Annotated in this window: 20 protein-coding genes and 1 pseudogene; 12 read left to right on the plus strand and 9 right to left on the minus strand. The window is 72.0% G+C overall.

Going from position 1 to position 21,330, the window contains the following annotated elements:
- Window positions 1-164 precede the first annotated feature (164 nt).
- The 3 genes and pseudogenes from cseB to ACIQMU_RS31065 all read left to right on the plus strand — a co-directional run.
- A complete protein-coding gene (gene cseB, locus ACIQMU_RS31055; protein ID WP_352243637.1) occupies window positions 165-917 on the plus strand; it encodes a two-component system response regulator CseB in 753 nt (250 codons plus the stop codon).
- A 16-nt stretch (window positions 918-933) separates the two neighbouring features.
- Complete coding sequence (locus ACIQMU_RS31060; protein WP_402690197.1) at window positions 934-2,187, plus strand: sensor histidine kinase; 1,254 nt, start codon at window positions 934-936, stop codon at window positions 2,185-2,187.
- Window positions 2,188-2,630: 443 nt separating this feature from the next.
- Window positions 2,631-3,554 (plus strand): annotated as a pseudogene (locus ACIQMU_RS31065) (D-alanyl-D-alanine carboxypeptidase family protein); the annotation flags it as partial.
- A 157-nt stretch (window positions 3,555-3,711) separates the two neighbouring features.
- Here the strand turns inward: ACIQMU_RS31065 and ACIQMU_RS31070 are convergent.
- Window positions 3,712-4,866, minus strand: a complete 1,155-nt coding sequence (locus tag ACIQMU_RS31070; protein WP_352243635.1) for an NADH:flavin oxidoreductase — start codon at window positions 4,864-4,866, stop codon at window positions 3,712-3,714.
- A 447-nt stretch (window positions 4,867-5,313) separates the two neighbouring features.
- Between ACIQMU_RS31070 and ACIQMU_RS31075 the strand changes: the two genes are divergently transcribed.
- Window positions 5,314-5,526, plus strand: a complete 213-nt coding sequence (locus ACIQMU_RS31075) for a DUF4287 domain-containing protein (RefSeq protein ID WP_352243634.1) — start codon at window positions 5,314-5,316, stop codon at window positions 5,524-5,526.
- A gap of 163 nt (window positions 5,527-5,689) precedes the next feature.
- Here ACIQMU_RS31075 and ACIQMU_RS31080 read toward each other — a convergent pair whose 3' ends face one another.
- Window positions 5,690-6,307, minus strand: coding sequence for a hypothetical protein (locus tag ACIQMU_RS31080; protein WP_352243666.1), 618 nt, complete (start codon window positions 6,305-6,307; stop codon window positions 5,690-5,692).
- A 253-nt stretch (window positions 6,308-6,560) separates the two neighbouring features.
- Complete coding sequence (locus tag ACIQMU_RS31085; RefSeq protein ID WP_352243633.1) at window positions 6,561-9,569, minus strand: BTAD domain-containing putative transcriptional regulator; 3,009 nt, start codon at window positions 9,567-9,569, stop codon at window positions 6,561-6,563.
- Window positions 9,570-10,082: 513 nt separating this feature from the next.
- Between ACIQMU_RS31085 and ACIQMU_RS31090 the strand changes: the two genes are divergently transcribed.
- From ACIQMU_RS31090 to ACIQMU_RS31105, 4 genes are all read left to right on the plus strand, one after another.
- Window positions 10,083-10,682, plus strand: coding sequence for an RNA polymerase sigma factor (locus ACIQMU_RS31090; protein WP_352243632.1), 600 nt, complete (start codon window positions 10,083-10,085; stop codon window positions 10,680-10,682).
- Window positions 10,679-11,656, plus strand: a complete 978-nt coding sequence (locus ACIQMU_RS31095) for a hypothetical protein (protein ID WP_352243631.1) — start codon at window positions 10,679-10,681, stop codon at window positions 11,654-11,656. The genes ACIQMU_RS31090 and ACIQMU_RS31095 overlap by 4 nt, the downstream gene beginning before the upstream one ends.
- Complete coding sequence (locus ACIQMU_RS31100; RefSeq protein WP_352243630.1) at window positions 11,637-11,864, plus strand: hypothetical protein; 228 nt, start codon at window positions 11,637-11,639, stop codon at window positions 11,862-11,864. Before ACIQMU_RS31095 ends, ACIQMU_RS31100 begins: the two co-directional genes overlap by 20 nt.
- 79 nt (window positions 11,865-11,943) lie before the next feature.
- Window positions 11,944-12,279, plus strand: coding sequence for a hypothetical protein (locus ACIQMU_RS31105; protein WP_352243629.1), 336 nt, complete (start codon window positions 11,944-11,946; stop codon window positions 12,277-12,279).
- 42 nt (window positions 12,280-12,321) lie between these two features.
- Here the strand turns inward: ACIQMU_RS31105 and ACIQMU_RS31110 are convergent, their stop codons facing one another.
- Window positions 12,322-12,789, minus strand: a complete 468-nt coding sequence (locus tag ACIQMU_RS31110; protein ID WP_402690198.1) for a nuclear transport factor 2 family protein — start codon at window positions 12,787-12,789, stop codon at window positions 12,322-12,324.
- A gap of 85 nt (window positions 12,790-12,874) precedes the next feature.
- Between ACIQMU_RS31110 and ACIQMU_RS31115 the strand changes: the two genes are divergently transcribed.
- On the plus strand, window positions 12,875-13,441 hold the full coding sequence (locus ACIQMU_RS31115; protein ID WP_352243627.1) for a TetR/AcrR family transcriptional regulator: 567 nt from the start codon (window positions 12,875-12,877) through the stop codon (window positions 13,439-13,441).
- A gap of 111 nt (window positions 13,442-13,552) precedes the next feature.
- Here the strand turns inward: ACIQMU_RS31115 and ACIQMU_RS31120 are convergent, their stop codons facing one another.
- Together ACIQMU_RS31120 and ACIQMU_RS31125 are read right to left on the minus strand one after the other, a co-directional pair.
- The gene (locus ACIQMU_RS31120; RefSeq protein ID WP_402690199.1) at window positions 13,553-14,068 is read right to left on the minus strand and encodes a hypothetical protein; all 516 of its coding nucleotides are present in this window, start codon (window positions 14,066-14,068) and stop codon (window positions 13,553-13,555) included.
- Between the two features lie 584 nt (window positions 14,069-14,652).
- Window positions 14,653-15,213: a VanZ family protein gene (locus ACIQMU_RS31125; RefSeq protein ID WP_352243625.1), complete on the minus strand. Its 561-nt coding sequence runs from the start codon at window positions 15,211-15,213 to the stop codon at window positions 14,653-14,655.
- A 148-nt stretch (window positions 15,214-15,361) separates the two neighbouring features.
- On the opposite strand from ACIQMU_RS31125, the gene ACIQMU_RS31130 reads away from it, so the two are divergent.
- Window positions 15,362-16,570, plus strand: a complete 1,209-nt coding sequence (locus tag ACIQMU_RS31130) for a histidine kinase (protein ID WP_352243624.1) — start codon at window positions 15,362-15,364, stop codon at window positions 16,568-16,570.
- Window positions 16,552-17,217: a response regulator transcription factor gene (locus ACIQMU_RS31135; protein WP_352243623.1), complete on the plus strand. Its 666-nt coding sequence runs from the start codon at window positions 16,552-16,554 to the stop codon at window positions 17,215-17,217. The genes ACIQMU_RS31130 and ACIQMU_RS31135 overlap by 19 nt, the downstream gene beginning before the upstream one ends.
- 194 nt (window positions 17,218-17,411) lie before the next feature.
- Here the strand turns inward: ACIQMU_RS31135 and ACIQMU_RS31140 are convergent, their stop codons facing one another.
- Window positions 17,412-17,975 carry a hypothetical protein gene (locus ACIQMU_RS31140; RefSeq protein WP_402690200.1) on the minus strand — a complete coding sequence of 188 codons (564 nt, stop codon included), beginning with the start codon at window positions 17,973-17,975 and terminating at the stop codon, window positions 17,412-17,414.
- A 1,402-nt stretch (window positions 17,976-19,377) separates the two neighbouring features.
- On the opposite strand from ACIQMU_RS31140, the gene ACIQMU_RS31145 reads away from it, so the two are divergent.
- Window positions 19,378-20,166, plus strand: coding sequence for an alpha/beta fold hydrolase (locus ACIQMU_RS31145; protein ID WP_352243621.1), 789 nt, complete (start codon window positions 19,378-19,380; stop codon window positions 20,164-20,166).
- A 333-nt stretch (window positions 20,167-20,499) separates the two neighbouring features.
- Here ACIQMU_RS31145 and ACIQMU_RS31150 read toward each other — a convergent pair whose 3' ends face one another.
- Window positions 20,500-20,901, minus strand: coding sequence for a DNA-binding protein (locus ACIQMU_RS31150; protein ID WP_402690201.1), 402 nt, complete (start codon window positions 20,899-20,901; stop codon window positions 20,500-20,502).
- Window positions 20,898-21,146 carry a hypothetical protein gene (locus ACIQMU_RS31155; protein WP_402690202.1) on the minus strand — a complete coding sequence of 83 codons (249 nt, stop codon included), beginning with the start codon at window positions 21,144-21,146 and terminating at the stop codon, window positions 20,898-20,900. Before ACIQMU_RS31155 ends, ACIQMU_RS31150 begins: the two co-directional genes overlap by 4 nt.
- Between the last annotated feature and the right edge of the window lie 184 nt (window positions 21,147-21,330).

Raw genomic sequence — 21,330 nt, forward strand, 5'->3', positions numbered from 1 at the left:
CAGACACAAGATCAGCAGACACCCAGCAGATCCTGCCGACATGTGAACCACCTGCCAAGGGTTGCAACAAACTTCATTCTGAAACGATCAGTTAGCCGAGAGCTGCGGACGCCCTCCGCGCTCAAGCCCATCCGCCCTCCCCACGACTACGATGCGAGCGACCGATGACCTCGAACGCCCAGGTAGGCAGCGTGTCCGAAGCCCGGGGCCCGGCCCCCGTCAGCGTGCTCGTGGTCGAGGACGACGCCACCATCCGCCGCGCCGTCCAGCTGGCCCTGGAACGCTACGGCTATCGAGTCGCGGTAGCCGCCGACGGGCTCAGCGGCCTGGAGAGCTTCCGCGCGGCCGCGTACGACCTGCTGATCCTCGACGTGATGCTGCCGGAGCTGGACGGCATCGGCCTCTGCCACCGGATCCGCGAGGAGAGCTCCGTCCCGGTCCTGATGATGTCCGCGCGCGGCGACGCCCTCGACGTCGTCGCGGGCCTGGAAGCGGGGGCCGACGACTACGTCGTCAAACCCGTCGACACCGCCGTCATGGTCGCCCGGATCCGCGCCCTGCTGCGTCGCGCCACCTTCCGCCCGGACCCCGGGGAGCCGGGTCCCGGAAGGTCCGGCGCGGTGCCCGGCCATGTCCTGGTCTTCGGTGACCTCAGTGTGGACACGCTCGGCATGGAGGTGCGCCGGGCCGGCGAGACCGTATCGCTGACCCCCACCGAACTGCGGCTGCTGCTGGAGTTCGCAGCTTCGCCCGGCTCGGTCCTCGACCGTCGCCGGCTGCTGCGCGAGGTGTGGGACTACGGCTGGGAGGGCGACACCCGGGTCGTGGACCTGTGTGTGCTCCGGCTGCGCAGGAAGATCGGCAGCGGGCGGATCGAGACCGTCCGCGGCTTCGGCTACAAGCTCGTCCGCGGCTGAGCGGCCGGGTGCCGCCGTGGAGTTCCTCAACCCCCGCGCCCTGCGCTGGAAGATCGCCGCCCTCGCCGCCGCCGCGTGCTGCGCGGTCGCGGCCGTCATCGGCTTCCTGGTGCACGACGCGACCCGGGAACGCGGGATGCGCGTCGGCACCGACCGCACCCTCACCCGGCTGATCGCCGCCGAGCGGGAGTTCGCGCGTACGGGGGAGGCCCCGGCCGGCATCGACGTACGGTCCGGGGCGGAGCTGCCGGAGCCGCTGGCGCGCGACCTCGCCGACCGGCCGGACACCGAGGGCGGTTACGCCACCTGGTACGACGCCGATCCGCCCAACTGGTACTGGATGTGGGGTGCCGTGACGGTCGGCGGCGACCGGTTCCTGGTCGTCCGGGACGACATGAGCACCGAGGTCCGCACCCTTCAGCTCCTGGACCGCAGCATCGTCAAATCCGTGCTGGCCGCCCTCCTGTTCGTCGTCCCGCTCGCCGCGCTCGCCACCGAACCGATCAACCGGCGGCTGCGCCACGGGGCCCGGACCGCCCGCCGGATCGCCGAGGGCGACCTGGACGCCCGTATCGGCGCGGGCGGGCGGGCCCGCGACGAGATCACCGAGATGTCGGCGGCCGTCGACGGCATGGCCGCCGCCCTCCAACGCAAGCTGGAGAACGAGCGGCGCTTCACCGCCGACGTCGCGCACGAACTGCGCACGCCGCTCATGGGCCTGGTCACCGCCGCCGGGCTGCTGCCGGAGGGCGACGAGGCGACCGGTCTCGTACGGGACCGGCTGCGGGCCCTGAACGCCCTGGTCGAGGACCTGCTGGAGATCTCCCGCCTCGACGCGGGCGCGGAGCGGGCCCGCCTCGATCCGGTGCCGCTGGGCGAACTGGTCGCCGACGTGGTGCGGCGTACGGGCACGGCCACGCGGGTCACCGTCGAGGCGGCCGAGATGGTGGAGACGGACCCGCGCCGGGTGGAGCGGATCGTGGTCAACCTCGTCACCAACGCCCACCGGCACGGCGCGGCCCCCGTCGTGGTGACCGTCACCGGGGTGCGGATCACCGTGCGCGACCACGGCCCCGGCTTCCCGCCCGACCTGCTGGAGCGGGGACCGCAGCGCTTCCGCACCGGCGCGAGCGAACGCGGCCGGGGGCACGGCCTCGGCCTGACGGTCGCCCAGGGCCAGTCCGAAGTGCTCGGAGCCCGGCTGACGTTCGCCAACGCCCCGGGCGGGGGAGCGATCGCGACCCTCTGCCTGACCCCGCGGCCGGCCTGACACGGAATCGAAACACACTCTCGCGGAGGCGGAAACGGTGCTGTACGGGTCCGGAAGGACGACTCCTCGAAGGTGACACCGGTACGGGAAACCGCATGTGTCACCTGGAGGAGCCCATGTCCGCCACCCCCGACCCCGACCCCGTCCCCGCCCCCGTCCCCGGCCCCAGCTTCGACCCTGTCCCCAGCCCCGGCCGGGTCTCCACCCTCGACCCCGCTCCCGAGCCCGCCACCGGTCCGGAAGGCGGCCCCGCCCGCGTTCGAGAGGGCAGCTCCGTCCCCGTCGCCGGGAGTGGCCCCGCCCGCGTCGCGGGAGGCGGCCCCGCCCTCCCGGGGAGCGGCCCCGCCGCCGGACCGGGGAGCGGCGTCCGCTTCCGCGCTCCCTTCCGCCTCCACCCCCGCCTCCGCATCCGCCGCTCGGTCCTCGTACCGCTGACCGCCGCCGTGGTGCTGGCGGCCGCTGCCGGAGGGTGGTACGCGATCGACGGCGGTGGGCCCGCGGCCGGGCCAGCCGCCGCCCAGGGGCCGGCGGAGGAGGCGGCACCGCTCGCCGGGTCGATGCGGCTGCCCTGGCCGCGCGAGGGCCAGGCCAGTGTGGCGGTCGAGGGGCTCGGCAGCCTGGGCACCCGGGGCGAGCAGCGGCCCGTCCCGATCGCCAGCGTCACCAAGGTCATGACGGCCTACGTGATCCTGAAGGGCCACCCGATGCGGGCGGACGCCCCCGGCGCGACCGTGGTCGCCGACCGGCGGGCCGCCGACGAGTCGTACTCCTCCGTCGAGACGACCGCCCCCGTGCTCGCCGGGCGGGAGTACACCCAACGCCGGCTGCTGGAGCTGATGATGGTGCCTTCGGGCAACAACGTGGCTCGGCTGTTGGCCCGTTGGGACGCGGGCGACGAGAAGGCGTTCGTCGCCAAGATGAACCGGGCCGCCGCCCGGCTCGGCATGCGCGCCACCACGTACACCGGGGTGAGCGGGATGGAGGCGAGTACGCGGAGCACGTCGGCGGACCAACTGCGGCTGGCCCGCGCCGCCATGAGGGAGCCGGCCTTCCGGCAGATCGTGGCGACGGCCTCCGTCACGGCCCCCGGCGTCGGGGTGACCCTCCAGAACACCAACAAGCTGCTCGGGCGCGACGGGGTCATCGGCCTCAAGACCGGCTCCTCCACCCCGGCGGGCGGCAACCTCGTCTGGGCCACCACGCAGGAGGTCGCCGGAGTCTCCCGCCTGGTCCTCGGGGTGGTGCTGCACCAGCGCGCGGGCACCACCCCCGCCGAGGGCAGCGCCGCGGCCCACGAGGCCAGCCGCGCCCTGATCACCGCCATCCGCGCGGGCCTCCCGGCGGCGGCGGCCCGGTCCGCCGCCGCCGGCAGCGCACGGGCGGCGGCGGGCCCGGCCGGCACGACCGTGCACGGCGCCTCCGGCGGAGCGGGCGAGGCGATCGGCGCGGAAGCCGGGGAGGAGACCGGCGCGGAAGCCGGTGCGGAAGCCGGGGAGGCGGGCGGCGAGGCGGGCGGCGCGGAAGTCAGCGCAAGGTCGTCAGCATCTCCGCGGAGAACGGAGTGATGTCCGCGGTGCGCCCGCCCAGGGTCTTCGCCGCCCACTCGGGGTCGGCGATCAGGGCCCGCCCGACGGCGACCATGTCGAACTCGTCGCGCTCCATCCGGTCCAGCAGCTGCTCGATGCCGGTGACCCGTGAGTCGTTGCCCTGGAAGGCGCCGAAGAAGTCACCGTCCAGGCCGACCGAGCCGACGGTGAGGGTCGGCCTGCCGCTGATCTTCTTCACCCATCCGGCCAGGTTCAGGTCAGATTCCTCGAACTCCGGCAGCCAGTAGCGGCGGGTGGACGCGTGGAAGACGTCGACCCCTGCCTCGGCCAGTGGCGTGAGCAGGGCGTCCAGCTCCTGGGGCGTCCCGGCGAGCTTCGCCTCGTAGGCGTCCATCTTCCACTGGGACATCCGGAAGAAGAGCGGGAAGGCGTCGGACACGGCGGCGCGGCAGGCTGCCACGATCTCGGCCGCGAAACGGGTCCGGGCGACCAGGTCGCCACCGTAGGCGTCGGTACGCCGGTTGCTGCCGGACCACAGGAACTGGTCGATCAAGTAGCCGTGTGCGCCGTGCAGTTCGACGCCGTCGAAGCCGAGGCGCTCGGCGGCTGCCGCCGCGTCGGCGAAGGCGGCGATGACGTCGTCGAGGTCCTTCCGTGTCATGGCGCGCCCCTTGGGCGCACCGCTCAGGTCCAGCCCGGAGGGGCCGACCGGTTCGGCGTCCGGGACGGGTCCGGCCCCTTCGGCGCGGGTGACGCCCACGTGCCAGAGCTGCGGGATGATCGCGCCGCCCGCCCGGTGCACGGAGTCCGCGACGTGCGCCCAGCCCGCGAGCGCGGCCTCGCCGTGGAAGCGCGGGACCTGGTCGCTGGTCCCGGCGGACGCGTGGTCGACGTAGGTGCCCTCGGTGATGATCAGCCCGACGTCACCGGCGGCCCGCCGCGTGTAGTAGTCCGCCACGTCCTGTCCCGGGACGCCGTCCGGGGAGAACTGCCGGGTCATGGGCGCCATCGCGATCCGGTTCCGGGCGGTGAGCCCCCGGACGGTGAACGGGCGGGAGAGGGTCTCCGCCGTGCGGGCGGCGGATATGCCGGCGGCGTCCGCCGGGGCCGCCGTGCCCCCCGTAGCTGTCACGCCTGTCGTCACGTCTGCTGCTACGCCTGTCGTCCCGTCTGCTGTCACGTCTGCTGTCACGTCGGTCGTCACGTCTGTCACGTCGGTGTCCTGTCCTGGCCGAGGGTGGTGTCCACCCGGCCCCAACACGCTCGCACCGCGTGGGCATCCCGGGATCGGCCCCGAGGAGGGTAAAGCCTGAGCAAAGAACGGAGTCTGCCTCCGGTGCTTCGGCCGTGCAGGAAGCCGCCCACCGGCTCACCGGCTCACCGGAGCGCGCGGACGCCGTGCGCCTCCCGGCCGCCCGCCCGCCGGCGTCGCGCGCCGGTGCGGTCCACGGCGGCGCCTCTCGTCGAGGGGGAGCGCGCCGGGGCGGAATGTGACCTGATTCACCGCGTGGGGCGATGACTTTCCTGTCCGCCGGCGGTCATACCGAGCGACACCGCAACCGGACCGGAAAGGCACGCCATGACCGACGCCGCCAAGGGCCCTGCCAGCTATTTCCCCTCGATCGAGAAGAAGTACGGACGCCCGGTCTCCGAGTGGAAGGACCTCGTCCGCTCCTCCCCGCTGACCCGGCACATGGAACTGGTCGCCTGGCTCAAGTCCGAACACGGCCTGGGCCACGGACACGCCAACGCCCTGGTCGCCCACACCCTCGCCGAGGGCGCCGGCCGCTGACCCGTGTGCCGCCGGAGGGCCCGGGCCGACCGGAGTGCCCGGGCCGACCGGAGCGACCGGAGGCCCCGGGCCGACCGGAGCGCCCGGGCCGGCGTCCGTGCCCGGGCCGCGGTGTGCCCGCGCCCCGGCCGGCCGCCGCGCCCGGACGGCGGTCCGGTGCGCCTCAGTTGGTCCAGAGGACCGGGCTGTCGCTGTACGCGTCACCCTCGTCGAACGCGGCGGCCGCGATGGGCGCGCTCTTCGTGGCGGTGAGCGAGCAGGTCTCGTACGACGCGCCCTTGGTGGTGAACTCGCGGGGCGCGGTCTCCCGGTCGCACTTGCCCGGCAGGTCGCCGATCAGCACGACGCCCGTGCCCGCGCCGCCTTCCAGCTCACCGTCCAGCTTGAGCGAGGCGTACGACAGGTCGGTGCCGCCGACGTTCTCCACCTTCATCTTGATGAAGTAGGGCGTCATGCCCTTCGCCTTGTCACCGAAGGCGGCCATGTCGGCCTCGGCGCCCTTCTCGATCGCCGTGACGGTGATGGCGATGGTGCCCTTCTTGTCACTCGTGTACTCGAACGGCAGGACGGCCCGGTCGCCGACCTTGAGCTTCGTTCCCGGGGCGGTGACGTCGCCCGCGGCCGGAGCGGCGCCGTCCTCGCCGCCCGCGTCGCCGCTGTCGGCGGACGGGCTCTCGCCGCTCGGCTCGGACGGGGCCGGGGCGGCGGCCGACGGTGATTCCGTTTCCTTCGCCGCGGGCTCACCGTCGTCGCCGTTGCAGGCCGAAAGGCCGAGCGCCATGGTGGCCACGGCGGCCGCGAACACGATACGTCGCTTGTGCACTGCTACTACCTCACTGGTTACGAGAGCTGCCCGCTGCGGCAGCTTCGAACGTTCGATTGTTGCGGGAAAGGACCAGCACCGGGCCGGCCTGGCCGGGGTGGCTTCCCGACGGCGTCCGTCGTCGACGACCGGGTCCCGCCGTAGTCGCGCACTGTGTCACATGCCGGAATACGGCGGGCACACGCGGGGAACACGGGCCGCACGGCAGGGCTCAGCGGATCGTGTCCCGCAGTCCGGCCGCCTCGTCGGCCAGCCGTCCCGCGGCGCCGGCGTCTCCCACCGCGGCCCGCAGCCGGGCGAGCTTGTCCAGCACACCCGCGAGCAGATAGGGGTAGTGGATTCCGCGGGCCACCCCGACCGCGTGTTCCGCCTGACCGATCGCGGCCGCCAACTCGTGGCGGCCGTACAGGCGGGCATCGAGCAGGTCCACGAGGACACGGGTCTCGAACATGGGGTCATGGAGGCTCCGTGCGACCTCGACCGCTTCGAGGAAAAGGCGGCGCGCCTCGGCGTACTCGCCCCGGGCCAGATGCAGGCAGCCCCAGGCGTGAGCGGTGTAGAACGCGCCCGACGACCCGATGCTCCGGGTGCACTCGGTCAGCTCCGCGAACGACTCCTCGGCCTCCAGGTGCCGGCCGAGCGCGAGCTGCGCCTGGCCCAGCCAGTAGGTGTCCCGCGCGATCAGGGTCCGGATCCCCTGCTTCCTCGCCCCGGCGACGATCTCCGCCAGGACCGCTGCCGCGCGTTCCGGCCGGCCCGCCTGGAGATGGGCCAGGCCGACCTGTGAGTACGCGTGCAGTGCCGCCGCCGCCTGCCCGCCGGCGGCGAGCCGTTCGTGGGCCTCGCGGCCCGCCGTGATCGCCTCGGACAGACGGCCGTTGGGCACGAGGAAGAACGGCGCGTTGCTCAGGGCCTCCAGATAGCCCCGCCGGTCCCCGATCCGCTCGAACAGCCGCATGGCCTCGGTGTTGGACTCCTCGGCCGGACCGTACCGGCGCCGGGTGTAGAGCAGCCCGGCCATCGAGATGAGCAGCCGGGCCCGGCCCCGCAGGTTTCCCGCCTCCTCGGCCAGGCCCATCGCCGTCTCGTAGCACTCCTGCCATTCGTCGAAGTACCGCTCCGTCTCGAACAGCGCGTGCCCGCCCACGGCCAGTTCCCAGCAGAGCTCGTCCTCGCCCAGTCCCGCTGCCTGCCGCACACCCGCCACCAGGGGCAGACGTTCCGCGTCCAGCAGGTCCATCGGCGGCACCGACGGCGGCAGACTCGCCTCCACCCGCTCCGGCCGCCACCGGTCGGCGTCCCGCTGGAACATGTTCTGCCCCATGTGGTCGCGGTCGGCGATGTCCGTGAACGCCAGGAGCGCGCAGAGGACGCGGACGACGGCCTCCTCCCCGGCCGCCGCCTCCTCCTCGGCCTCCGCGCGTTCCCTCGCGTACGCGCGGATCAGGTCGTGGAAGCCGTAACGCGCCTGCCCGTGCGATGTTCCGGTGACGTCGAGCAGATGGACGTCGACCAGTTCGTCGAGGAGTTCCTGGGCCTCCCGCAGCCCGGTGTCCACGGCGGCGGCCGCGGCCCAGAGCGGGAAATCGGGCGCCTCCAGCAGACCGAGGAGCCGGAACAGCCGCCGCGCCCCGGGGCGGAGCCCCTCGTAACTCAGCCCGAAACTGGCCCGTACTTCGAGATCGCGGTAGCGCAGCGCGTCCAGCCGATGCTGTTCGTCGGCCAGCCGGGACCGGAGATCCGCCGGCTGCCAGTGCGGTCGTGACACCAGGAGCGACCCGGCGATCCGCAGCGCGAGCGGCAGCCGCGCGCACAGCCGGACCAGATCGGACAGCTCGGCCCGGGACGCCGAGGCCAGGCGTCCGCCCGTACTGCCGAGCAGCATGACCACACTGTCGGCCTCGGACATCTCGCGGAGCTCGACCCGGTGCGCGCCGCCGAGCCCGCCCAGCCGCACCCGTCCGGTGACGATCACCCCGCACGTGCCGCTCGCCGGCAGGAGCGGGGCCAACTGCTCCTCGTTCAGCGCGTCGTCGAGCACCACCAGAATCCGGCGTTCAGCCAGCAGGCTCCGGTAGAGGTCCACCCGCTCCTCCGGATCGTCCGGCACCGCCGTGGCGGGAACTCCCAGCGCACGCAGGAAGCGGCCGAGCACCGTGGCCGGTGCGACCGGCTGCGTACGGGCGCCGGCCAGCGCCGCGAACAGCTGACCGTCCGGGTACGCCGGCCGGAGCCGGTGCGCGGCCTGCACCGCGAGGGCGGTCTTGCCGACGCCGCCGGGGCCCGAGACCGTCACCGTCGCGGCCGGTTCGTGGGACGCGTGACCCGCGCCGAGCACCGCCTCGATCTCCGCCAGCTCGGCCTGCTGCCCGCTGAAGTCACCGAGCGCCGGAGGCAGCATCCGGGCGCCGGCGGCGTCTTGCCGCCCCGGCTCCCCGGCGGCGTCCGGCCGCCCCCGCTCGCCCGCCGCGACCGCCCGGCCCAGCGCGGGGTCCTCGGCGAGGACGGCCCGGTGCAGTTCCCGCAACCCGGGCCCCGGTTCCAGGCCGGTCTCCTCGGCCAGGACGTCACGGACCCGGAGATAGGCCAGCAGCGCGTCCGTCCGCCGGCCGCAGCGATACAGCGCGAGCATGAGCTGGGCCCACAGCCGCTCGCGGAACGGATGCTCCGTCGTCAGCGCGGTCAGCTCCCCGAGAAGCTCGCTGTGCAGGCCGAGCCGGAGACCGACATCGACCCGCTCCTCCCGTACGCCGAGCCGCAGCTCGTCCAGGCGCGTGGCCTCCGGGCCCAGCGCCGGGACGTCCGCGACGCCGGCGAACGCGGGCCCCCGCCAGAGGCCCAGGGCCTCGTCGAAGAGGTGGCGCGACCGGCCGGGCTCCCCGGCGGCCAGCGCCGCCCGGGCCGCGACCGCCAGGTCCTCGAACCGTGCCGAGTCCAGCTCGTCGCGGTCGGCGCGCAGCCGGTAGCCCCGGCCCTCCCGGATGATGCGTCCCGGTTCCCCCAGGCGGTGCCGGAGCCGGTGGACGTAGGTCTGCACGTTCTTGGTGGCGCTCTTGGGCCGCTCCTCGCCCCAGACCGCCTCCACCAGGGCGTCGTCGGGGACCGGCCGGCCCGGCCGGCTCAGGAGGACCGCCAGGAGCAACCGCCCTTTCGGCGTGCCGAGTTCCAGCGGTACGCCGCCCCGCCACACGGTCAGCGGGCCCAGCACTCCGAAGTCCACAGCCGCCCCCCAACCGCCTTCGACGGCAACTGTAGCGGCCGGCCGGCCGACCGGGACCGGCCCGACCGAACCGACGCCTCCGCGGTGCCGGCGGGCCCGGCGGGCCCGGCGCGAAGAGGCGCGACCCGAAGGGGCACGGGCCGAAGGGCACGGTCTGCCGGTCCGGGCCGAAGGGTCCGGTCTGCGGGTCCGGTCTGCCGGTCCGGTCCGGCGGTGCTCGTGACGTACCGGTGGCGGCCCCATGACATCTGGCCTCCGCCCGCCCCTTCCTCCACCTCCTGCTCTTCCTCCCTGCTCTTCGTCGCCCTCCTGCTCCGCCTCCTGCTCCGCCTCCTGCTCCGCTGGAAGGCCGAAAGCAGCCGTTCCCATTCGACTCGACGTGCTGTATCCCGAGTGCCGTGGTCCGTGTGACGCTCCCCAGGACCGTTTTGGGGGCAGACGCTTCCCCAGTGACGTTTCCTCGCCTCCGAACGCAGAGACGGAAAGGGGCGGGCCGGACGGGGAGAGGGAAGTGTGGGGGCGTACGACGCGGAGCTCGGCACTGCTGTTGAGCGAGCTCAGCAGGGGGACGACGAAGGGTTCGCGATCGCGTACCGGCTGGTGCAGCCGGGGCTGATCGGCTACGTCCGGGGGCTCGTCGGCGACGACGCCGAAGACGTGACCTCCGACGCCTGGCTGGAGATCGCGCGCGACCTGGGCCGCTTCCGCGGCGACGGCGCGGGCTTCCGGGGGTGGACGGCGACGATCGCCCGTCATCGCGCCCTGGACCACCTGCGCAGACAGAAACGGAGACCGCGGACGGCGTTACTGGAACCGGGCGTTCTGGAAATGCCGGGCGGACACGACACGGCCGCCGCGGTTTTGGAGAAGCTCTCCACGGAGCAGGCCCTTGAGCTGATCGGCAGCCTTCCGCGCGACCAGGCGGAGGCCGTACTGCTGCGCGTGATCGTCGGGCTCGACGGGCCGGCGAGCGCACGGGTGCTGGGCAAGCGCCCCGGGGCCGTGCGCACCGCGACGCACCGGGGGCTGAAGGCACTGGCGGGGCGGTTCACCGGGGCCGGAGCGGGCGAGGCGAGGCCCGGGGCGCGGAGCACGCTGAAGGATGAGACATGAATCCCGAACGGGAAGACCCCCACCCCGCTGAGCTGGCTGCGCTGTTCGACGCGGCGGGCCGCCCGAACGCCCTGGACCCGGCTGCCGAGGAGCGGGCGCTCCGCGCCTTCCGCGCGGCGCGTGCGGACGGTGCGCACGCGCCGGCGTCGCGGTGGCGTCGCCGAGGCCGGGACGACTGGCGGTCCGCCGACGAGCGTCGCTGGGCGCGGTCGCTCAAGGTGCTGCTGGCGGGGCTCGTCGCGGCGGCGGCGCTCGGCGGGGTCGCGGTGGCGGCGGGGGAGGGCGCGATCCCCCTGCCGTTCCGGGGTGGCGCGGAGCCGAAGCCCGGGCGGCCCGCGCCCGCGGTACCGGGAGCGGACGGGGAATCGGTTCGGGACGACCGCCCGGAGCGGACTCCTCGGGACAGCGAACAGACCCCTCCGGGTACCGAGCCGGCTCCTCGTGACATGGAACAGCCCCCTCGCGAAGGAGAAGTGGCCCCTCGGGAAGAGGAAGAGGCCCCTCGGGACAAGAAACAGGCGCCCGGCACCACGGAACGGGCGCCTCGGGCCCGGGAGAAGCCCGTCCCCCCGGCCTCTCCCGGGCCGCCGGGAGAGCACCCGGGCACGGCGCAGGACACCGCCGCGCACTGCCGCGCCCACCTGGCGGCGGCGAAGGGGCGGGGCAAGGCGCTCGGAGAGGGGGCGGCGGAGCGGCTGGAGAGGGCGGCGGGCGGCCGGGAGGCCGTACCGGAGTACTGCGAGAAGCTGCTGGCGGGCGAGCGGCGAGGGAAGGCCGGGGCTAGCCCGGCGAAGAAGAGCCCGGAGCGTCCGGCGAAGCCGAAGGTGAAGCCGAAGGCGAAGAAGGACGGGCCGGCACCCGCCGGTCCGGGCGCGGCGCGGGGCTCCCGGGACTCCGAGCGGGGGGCCGGGTTGTCCCCGGGGGCTGTCAGAGCCGGGTGGGACGATCCGGTACGTGACAGCACCGGTCAGTGAGTCGTGGGCGCGCGTCGAGAACTGGCTGGCCGAGCACGCGCCGGTGACCCGCGCAGCGCTGGCGCCGCCCGCGGACCCGGCGGACATCGCCGCGACCGAACGCGTCATCGGCAGGCCGCTCCCGAAGCCGTTGGCGATGTCGCTGCTGCGGCACGACGGGCTCCTCGACGGGTGGAGTGCGCTCTCCCCGGGTTCTACAGTCTGCTGAGCGCACGCCGGACGGCGGCTGAATGGAAGATCGTCAGCGGCTTCTACGACCGGACCACGGCGGACGAGAAGGGGACGAGGTGGACGACGACTTCGTGAAGACCGGGTTCAGCCGCATCCTCTACGGGCGTCCGCAGCTGATTCCCATCGCGCGGGAACTCGGCGGGGGCTACCTCGTACTGGACGACCGCCCGGAGGCCGACCGGGGACGCGTTCACGAGGCCGAGGCCACAGACGGCGTCACGCGCGGTGGACACGGGATGTGGGCGTCCCTGCCGGTGCTGATGGAAAGGGTCGCCACATCCCTGGAGACGGGCCGTCCCATCAACGGCTACAGGCCGGAGGTGAACGAGGAACAGAGGCTGCGATGGGACCTGACTCCCCTGCGCGGCGAGGGAACCGTGCGTCGTCCCTGACGGGGTGGAGGGAGGGCGAGGGCAGCTCGGCCGGGGAGGCGGCTATCGGAGAGGGAGGTCGACCCCGTGCCGCCCCCGCCCCTCGGTCCGAGGTCCGTGGATACGCCGGTCGGCCTCGGAGATGGCGATGTCATTGATGCTGGCCTCGCGGCGTCGCATGAGGCCGTGCTCGTCGAACTCCCACAGCTCATTGCCGTGACTGCGCCACCACTGGCCGCCCGTGTCGTGCCACTCGTACTGGAAGCGGACGGCGATGCGGTCCTCGTGGAACGCCCACAGGTCCTTGCGCAGCGCGTACTCCTGTTCGCGTTCCCACTTCCGCGTCAGGAAGGCGACGATCTCCTCGCGGCCGTTGACGAAGGTGTCCCGGTTCCGCCAGGCCGAGTCCGGTGTGTAGGCCAGCGCCACCCGCTGGGGATCGCGGGTGTTCCACGCGTCCTCGGCGGCCTGGACCTTCTGCCGGGCTGTCTCGTGCATGAACGGCGGGCAGGGCTGGCGGGCTTCCGGCATCACGGCCTCCTCGCGTCGAGAACGTTCGTTCTCCATCGAGAGGCTAAGGTATAGAACGACCGTTCTCAACGTCAAGGAGACCTGGATGCCGGCCCCGATTCCCGAGGAGCGACACCGTCTGGACCGCGAGGCGTTGCTCGACGCGGCGGAGGAACTGTTCTACGGGCGGGGCGTCCAGGCCGTGGGCATGGACCAGGTGCGCACGGCTTCCGGGCTGCCGCTGAAGCGGATCTACCGATTCTTCGCCACGAAGGAGGACCTCCTCGTGGCGGTGCTCAGGCGGCGGGACCAGCGGTGGCGCGGGGACCTCGCCGCCCACGTGGACCAGGCCGCGGACCCTCGCGAGCGGGTGCTCGCGGTCTTCGACTGGCTTGGCCAGTGGTTCGCACAGCCGGGTTTTCGCGGCTGTGCCTGGGTCAACGTCCACGGTGAACTCGGCGCGTCGTCCGATGCGGTGCTTGCCGAAGTCCGTTCGCACAAGCGGGCCTTCCACGACCAGATCACCTCGTGGGTCCGCGCCACCGGTACTTCGGTGGCCGAACCCGTCTTCCTCCTCGCTGAAGGTGCCATCGTGACCGCGGGCATCAGCGGCGACCCGGCCGTGGCCGGTCACGCCCGTGCGGCCGCCGCGTCGCTGCTCGGGACGGCATGAACGGGGACGGCCTGAACGGGACGGCCTGAACAGGCGGCGACACGGCCGGAACACGGGCGGGGTACGGCGACACGGGCGGGGGCCGGCGGGCGGGGCCCAGTGCTGCCGGGGTCACGCCCATGCGGACCATGCGGAGCAGTCCTCCACGGAGATCTCCGCGACAGCGGTGCCTTTGACGTCCTCCAGTCGCGGAATGTAGGGGCGGACGCCGGGGAGCGGGGTGCAGAAGGTGACGTTCGAGGTGAGCGGGCCCTCGTCGGTCTCGGCGAAGGAGAGGGAGACGTACGCCTGCACGTCGGTGTCGCCGAACTCCTCCTGTGCCTTCCGGAGGCAGGCGCACACGTACGCCAGACAGCGCCGGACGAGGAGGGGCGTACGTTCGTCCGGTGCGGCCGGGAGGTCGTAGTCGGTCATTCCCCTCCCGTTGACCGTTGTCTCCTCCGCGAGCCGGTCGACGTAGCGGCCGGGCGCCTCCGGACGGAGGTCGCTCAGTACACGGCCGCCGCCCGGAGTCACGGACCATCCGCGTCCGACGACTTCGCGGAACAGGGGAGGGATGTCCTGATCGCTCAGACCGGTTACGTCCGCCGCCCGCAGAATCTCCCTCATCCAAGGGTTGCAGCGCACACCTGTTCTCCTCTCGCACCCGTACGAACAAGGTCTGGACGGACTACGGACGATGCCCGACATGGGCCGGCGGACGCCACCTCGGGGCGCCGGCTCCAGGCCGTCGGCGGCGGTGGAGAGGAACGGCCGGCGGCGAGCAGGGGGCGCGCGGGTTCTTCCTCGTCGTGCACGGCGGTGCTCGTCCCTGTCGAGGAGGGCGCCGGACATGCCCCAGGGGAAGACCACCGAGGTGCCCAGGCCGATGACGCCCAGCGTCAGGGCGGCGGTGGCCAGGCCGTTCTTCGGCGCTTCCGGGCCCCGAGCCGTTCCGTTCGACGCCGTCCGCGTCCGTACGGCCCTGCGTCGCCGCGATCATGGACCGACGCCACCGCCCGCACGAACCCTGTCCGGCTGCCTGTCTCAACTGCGATCCGTCCCCCGGGCCACCCAACACGTGCTGATGGGCGACGAACAGCAAAGCCCTGACCGCCGGCGCGCCCACGACACCCGTGCCCGCCTCGCTGTCTGATGGCTGGCCGGAGCCATCGAGCGCAGCGGTGCGACCGGCCGGGAGAGCCACGGTCACCCGGCCCGCGAGATCGCGGTCAAACGGTTGCGGACGGCGGAGACACCTTGTCCAGCACCCTGCGGGTGGCGGTCCCGTGCTGCGCGGCGCGCAGGACCGTGTAGCCGAGGAGACCGCCGATGGCGTTGGCGATCAGGTCGTTGACATCGACGGCGCGACCGTTGGCGAAGACGATGTACTGGAGCAGTTGGACGGCCTCGATGCCCAGGCTGACGAGGGCGCAGGCCAGGACGGTGCGGCTGCGGTCGAGCCGGGGGAGGAGAAGCGGCAGGATGAAGCCGAGCGGCATGAACATGACCACATTGGGGACCATGGTGATGTCGGCGAGGAGCAGCGGGATCGGCTGAATCTGCCCGATCCACTCTGCCTGGTTCCGATAGTCCCCGCCGTAGATCCACAGAGGGAACAAGGTGAGTGAGGCGACCGCTGCGGCGTAGAGCGCGGTGCCGGTGCGCAGCAGCAGCGAGCCGCCTCGCCAGCCGGGGACGGCGCGTCGGTGGCGTACCAGCGCCACGAGGGCGAAGGCGGCGAGCGCGGGGCCGAGGATCGCGGCGGTGGGAATGTGGATCTGGAAGTTCATGGGTGCTCCTGGGGCTCGCGTACCGATCGTCCTGAGCGATCGTCGCCCGCTGAGGCGGCAGGGCGGATCTACCGAAGGACGGAGCCGGCGCGGACCGCTATGACTTTCGGCGGAGGGGCTCCCGACCCCGGGTACCTACGCTGCCCGTATGGATTCCCCGCACTTCGGCAGACGCTCCTCCCGGATGCGTCGTGCCCTGTTCCGCCTCGGCGTCGTTCTCGTCGGGGCGGCCCTGGCGTCGGCGCTCGCCGCCGACCACCGCACCGGTGTCTACGGGTCCGTCCTCGCACCCCAGGCCCTCCTCTCGGCGGCGGCGCCCGTTCTTGCCCTCTCGGTCGGGGCGGTGCGCCGGTGGCGAAGCGATCCGCGGCTCGTGGCGGGGGCCGGCGCACTGGCGGGCGCCGTATCCCTCGGGTGCAGTGCGTGGATGCATGCCGCCGCCGGGTCGCCGGAGGCGCCGGCGCGGCATGCCGACGCCTACACCCTGTTCGAGATCACGGCACTCATCGTGGTGCTGGTCCTCACTGTCCGGCGCGGTGCCGCCCTGCCTGCCGTGGGGGCGTCCCTCCTGTTGGGTCTGGCCGCGGTTCTGCGCCCGGTGGCAGTGGAGGCGACGGAGAACAGCCTTGTCCTGGCGCTGCTCTGTACGTTCGCCGTCTGTGCGGGGTTGACCGGGGCGCTCGTGGCCCGACTGGCAGCTGCTGACCGGCGGCGTCACGCTGAGCAGGTCCGCCTGGAGCAGCGGCTCACCTTCGCCCGGGACCTGCACGACTTCGTCGCGCACCATGTGACGGGCATCGTCGTGCAGGCCCAGGGGGCCCAGGTGGTCGCGGCGTCCGATCCGCAGGTGACGGTTTCGGCGCTGGGGCAGATCGAAGGGGCGGCCTCGGAGGCACTCCGGGCTCTGCGGCACATGGTGAGCGGGCTCCGGACGGCGGCCCCGCTCGTACCCGCGGGCGAAGCGGAACATCTGCGAGCCCTGGTGGCGACCTTCGCGCTGCGGGGCGGCGGACCTGTGCGGTTCGAGGAGGAGGGCCCCGTCGACAGGCTGCCGACAGCGCCCATGGCGGCCGTGCACCGGGTCACCATGGAGGCCCTGACGAATGTGCGCAAGCACGCGCCGGACTCCCGGCGCGTCTCCGTGATGCTCCGAGCGCTCCCTCGATCCGTTGAGGTCGAGGTCACCAACGATCTGCCCGTGGCCGGGGCGCCGACGGCGGTGGGGTACGGTCTCGTCGGACTTGAGGAACGCGTCACCGCCGAAGGCGGCGTCTTTCGGGCGGGCCCCGACGGCGGTGGGCGCTGGCGGGTGTACGCCCGAATCCCCTTGGAGAGCGCGTGGAGGGACGGCCCGTGATCCGGGTGCTGCTCGCCGACGACCAGGAGATCGTCCGCACAGGCATGTCCATGATTCTCTCCGCCGAGGACGACATCCACATCGTCGCCCAGGCACAGGACGGCCTCCAAGCCCTGGAGATGGCCGAACTGCACCGACCGGACGTCGTTCTCATGGATATCCGGATGCCCCGCCTGGACGGTCTGGACGCTCTGCGTCACCTCACCCGGCCCCTTGCCGTGCACCGGCCGCAGGTCGTGATGGTGACGACCTTCGACGATGAGGACTACTTGGCCCGCGCGGTGGCGGCGGGGGCCAGCGGATTCATCCTCAAGGACTCCGGTCCGCGTTTGCTGGCCGAGGCGGTCCGTGCGGCTGCGGTCGGTGACTCGCTGGTCAGCCCTTCGATCACCGTGCGGCTCCTGAAGCAGCTCCGAAGGGCGCCCCACGGTCCGGAGCCCGCCACCAAGCTCTCGCCGCGGGAGAAGCAGGTAGTCGTGTTGCTGGCCGACGGCATGACCAACGCCGAGATCGCCGCGGCCCTGTCCATCACCGTGGGAACGGTCAAAACGCACCTCACCAACGTGCAGTCCAAGCTCGGAGCAAGAAACCGCGTGGAGATCGCGTCCTGGGCCTGGCGCAGCGGTCTGATCGGACGCGGAGCCTGAAGCGTCGGCGCTTCGGGATCGGCTCGAAACGAAGCATCCCCTTCTGGATACGCACCGGCTCCCCGTCCAGGTCGAGGTGGAGGAGGACGGCGTACGGCTCACCGAGACCCTGCCGGAAGACCATGGGTTCGGGACCTGCCCCTGCCCCTGTCCCTGCCCGTGCCGCTGCGAGGCAGCGTAGGCGGGTGACCGCCTCAGCGCGTGGCATCCCGCTCCGCCGACCACACGGCGGACGTGTGAACTGCGGGGCCGTCGATGCGGACTGCGCCCGCTGTGCAAGCGGCCCAGAGCAGCTCCTGGCACCCGAAGGAGGATTCGCCCCAACTGTCCGCCCAGATATGGACGCGGGACGGCCCGACCGGGGTGGCGTCCCACCACTCCCAGCCACGGGAGTCCTCGTCGGGGTCGAAGCGGTACAACCAGTCCTGCAGCTCCCACGGCCGGCCGCCCCCGGTGTGCTCCGCATAGCGGTCGCGCCCGGCCCGTGCGAACTGCGGGGCCTGCTCGGGCGCCTGGGAACTCACAGCGGCGAACCAGTCCGGAACGCCGTCGACCGGGAGACTCTCCTGCTCGAAATCCGCCCTGCCGCCCAGCCGCACGGCGGGTGAGATCACCGACCGCAGGCGCCGTGCGTACTCGGCGGCGTCCCCTTGGACGTCGACGACGAAGAGGGAGAGAACAGGGGGCGCGGCAGCGGCACTCGGGCGACTCTGGATTCTCTGGAGTTCGGCGGCCAAGCTGTCGCAGGTGTGCATCATCTGAGGAGGGTCGCCCTTCTTGGACCACGCGTCCTGATCCCGGGAACGACAGCATCCCCCAGCCCGTCGAGCATTCTGTCGGGAAATCCGTACAGGTGCGGCCCCTACAGGTGCGGCCCCTTGGCGGGGTCCGAAATCTCTGGATGTTCTTTCCAGAGCGCTTTCCATTCCTGCCGGGTGGATGCGTCACCGTCGGGATGGTCGGACTTGGACGCGGGCCATGGCTCCAGCCTCGCGTGACTGGTGACCGGAGGCGCAAGCGCAAGTCCGGCTCACCGAGGCTGGGCCTACCTGCTGCCTGACTTGATCCACTGCCACTTGACGGCGCAGATCACCGGGGGTGCAACGAGCATGGCCAGCGCCCACAGGCCCACACTCGCCGGCGAGTAGATGTAGTAGTGCCACTGCGCTGGTAGGGCCGATGGTGCGAGCAAGAGCACGATTAGCACTACCCATATGACCAGCACCGATGCCACCAAGCGCACAGCCATCCCTGTCAGCCCCCGTAGTCGCTCATTGCTTGAGGCGAATGATAGGGCCGTTGCTACCTCCACGGCTCCTGCCCCTGGATGAGCCCTTCCGTGTGCAGGACGATTCTCAGGTAGCCCCGGCCTTGCTCCCATGCGTAGTCGAAGCCGCGCTTGTAGTGCCGGAAGGCGCGGGCCCCGAGGGGGTAGCGGAAGTGCAGAACTGCATTCTGCCCGGCCGATGCCCCAAGACGTGCGGGTTCACCAACACGAGCCCCTTGAGTGCGGAGGAGTCGACTCCCTTGAGCCCGCCGCCGCCCACCATGTGAGACCAACCAGCCCCTGAACGACTACACACCCGCAATGGATGAGGAACAGAGACTGTGCTGGCACTCCATACCGTTGGGTGACCGGACTTCGCCTCCATGACGCGGGGCGCTGTCGGCCGGCCCGTTGAAGGCGCTCTCCGAACTCGTAGCGCAGTGCCGACAGCATCTCGCGGAGGGCGGGGCCCCGGCTGGTCCGCCGTCGTTCAGGAGCTCGGTGTCGATGGCTTTCTCGTCGCCCCCGTGTGGCCAGCTCTTCCCCGCTGATAACGCGGAGTTGCTGGAGCCGGCCGACCTGCGGGCAGCCCACGTGCTGTTCATACACGTCCGGCTCGATTCCACGCCGGGGATGACGCTCGGGCGTGCCCCGTCGGCGATGGGAGGTGGTCATCGTGCCGACCGAACGGCTGCTGCGGCGGCTGCACCGCCGGTTCGCCTCGATTGCTCCGCAGGCGGCACGGAGAAGCGAAGCAGAGCGGTGAACGCTCTGATCACCCAGTCCTTGCCGTATTGAATGATGATGGGTGCCCCCGGTCGGCAAAGGGCCGCCTGGGCGCTCTCGTCGCCATGACGCGGGCTGAATCCGGCCTGCGGAAAGGAAGAAGTCGAATGCCGCACACGACGACGCCTGACGGGGTCCGGATCGCCTACCAGGTCCAGGGCGAGGGGACGCCACTGGTCCTGCTGGCGGGCCAGGCGAACAACCACCATTGGTGGGACGCGGTACGCGACGACTTCCACGCGGCCCGCAGCACCCTCACCCTCGATTACCGCGGCACGGGGGAGAGCGATAAGCCCGACAAGCCCTACAGCACCGAGCTCTTCGCCCAGGACGTGATCGCGGTGCTTGACGACCTCGGGGTCGACCGGGCCGACGTCTACGGCACGTCCATGGGCGGACGCGTGGCCCAGCAACTCGCAGCCCGCCACCCGCACTGGGTGCGCGCCCTGGTTCTCGGCTGCACGTCACCCGGTGGACTGCACGGCATCGAACGCGACAGTGCCGTGAGCAGGTCGCTGGTACAGGCACGACCGGGGGCAGCGCGGCAAGCCCTTCTCGAGCTGATGTACACCCCGGCCTGGCTGGCGACCCGCACGGGCCCCTACCGGACACTCGGCGACCCGGGGATGCCCGCCCACGCCCGACGCCGCCACCTGGTGGCCAGCAATCAGCACGACGCCTGGCAGCTCCTGCCCGGGGTCAGAGCACCCACTCTCGTCGTGCACGGCGGCGACGACCTGCTCAATCCCGCCGCCAACGCCCCCCTGCTCGCGAACCGCGTCCCGGGCGCCCGGCTGCACATGATCCCCGGAGCGCGCCACGCCTATTTCGAAGAGTTCCGCACCGTCGCAAGCCCACTCGTCCTGGACTTTCTCACCGCGCTGCCACAGCGGTGAGAAAGGGGCGATGGCGGACGCCCTGTGTGGGGAAGCCGGTAGGCGACATCCGCACTCCGCTCCGAGCCAACAAGGAAGCCCGGGGCGGCTGGCCTGGGGCTTCTAAGTGGAGCGGGTGACGAGAATCGAACTCGCGCTCTGAGCTTGGGAATCAGCGGCGCTTGGGCCTCCGGAAGAGCTCTGACCTTCGCTTTCCTGCGAGGAAGCAGGGGGCGCCGTGGTCTCTGGAGGCTGTACCTGACTGCTGTTGTCCGCCCTGCTGGGCACGGATGGGGCACGGGAGGGCGATACAGCAGACCCTGCCAGGGCGCGTGCTCGGGGTGGGCTGGTGTGTCAGAGAGCGATGATGCGGACCTGGTTTCCGCAGAGTTTGGTCATGTCGTCGCTGTCGGAGGTCAGGAGGGCGACGGGTTTCGGCTGGCGGAGGGCGACCTCGGCGACTGTGGCGTCGATGGCGTACTTGTGCCCGTGCAGTCCGGCACCTTTGAGGAGTTCCGCTGCTGCTTTCGCCGCCTGCTCGGTGACGGGCTCCACCTTGACGCGGGACAGGGCCCAGTTCAGGCGAGGCATGTTGGTGCGTGAGTGGCTGACTTCCACGATGGTGTTGGCCCCGATCACCAGGTCGGCTCCCATGTCGTGGAAGACCTGAAGCATCGCGAGAAGCTTGCGCTCCTGGGTGATCCAGGCGGAGAGCCCCTCCGAGTCCAGGACGACGGTCTCGATGCGCTCGCTCACGCGGCATCCGCGCCCGTGGAGGTGCCGGCGGAGTCGAAGATCTTCCCGCGCGCCTCGGCGAGCTCCTCGTCGCTGAAGGGGCCGTGCTCCTCTTCATGCCGGCGGAGGTCGTCGCCCAGGAGCTGGTGCCGGATCTGGCGGGCTACGGCTTCGGCCACGTAGCCGGAGACGTTGTCCGTGAGCTTGCGGAGCTCCGCCACCTGGTCGCTGGGGAGCGTGACTGTGATGCGAGTCGTTGAGGACATGAGTCTAAGCATACTGGAGTATGCACCCGCTGCCTCGGCTCTCTGGTACCCAGCCTTGACGCCTGCGGTCGTATGCTCCGGGTGAAGAAGGGGGGTGCCTCTATGTCGTTCGTCAATCCCGCGCTGCCGGTTTCGTGGGTGGTGGTCTCGTTCATGCGGCGAGGGTGGCGGTGGGTGTGCGGGG

The sequence above is a fragment of the Streptomyces sp. NPDC091649 genome, assembly GCF_044756785.1.
Classification (GTDB): domain Bacteria; phylum Actinomycetota; class Actinomycetes; order Streptomycetales; family Streptomycetaceae; genus Streptomyces.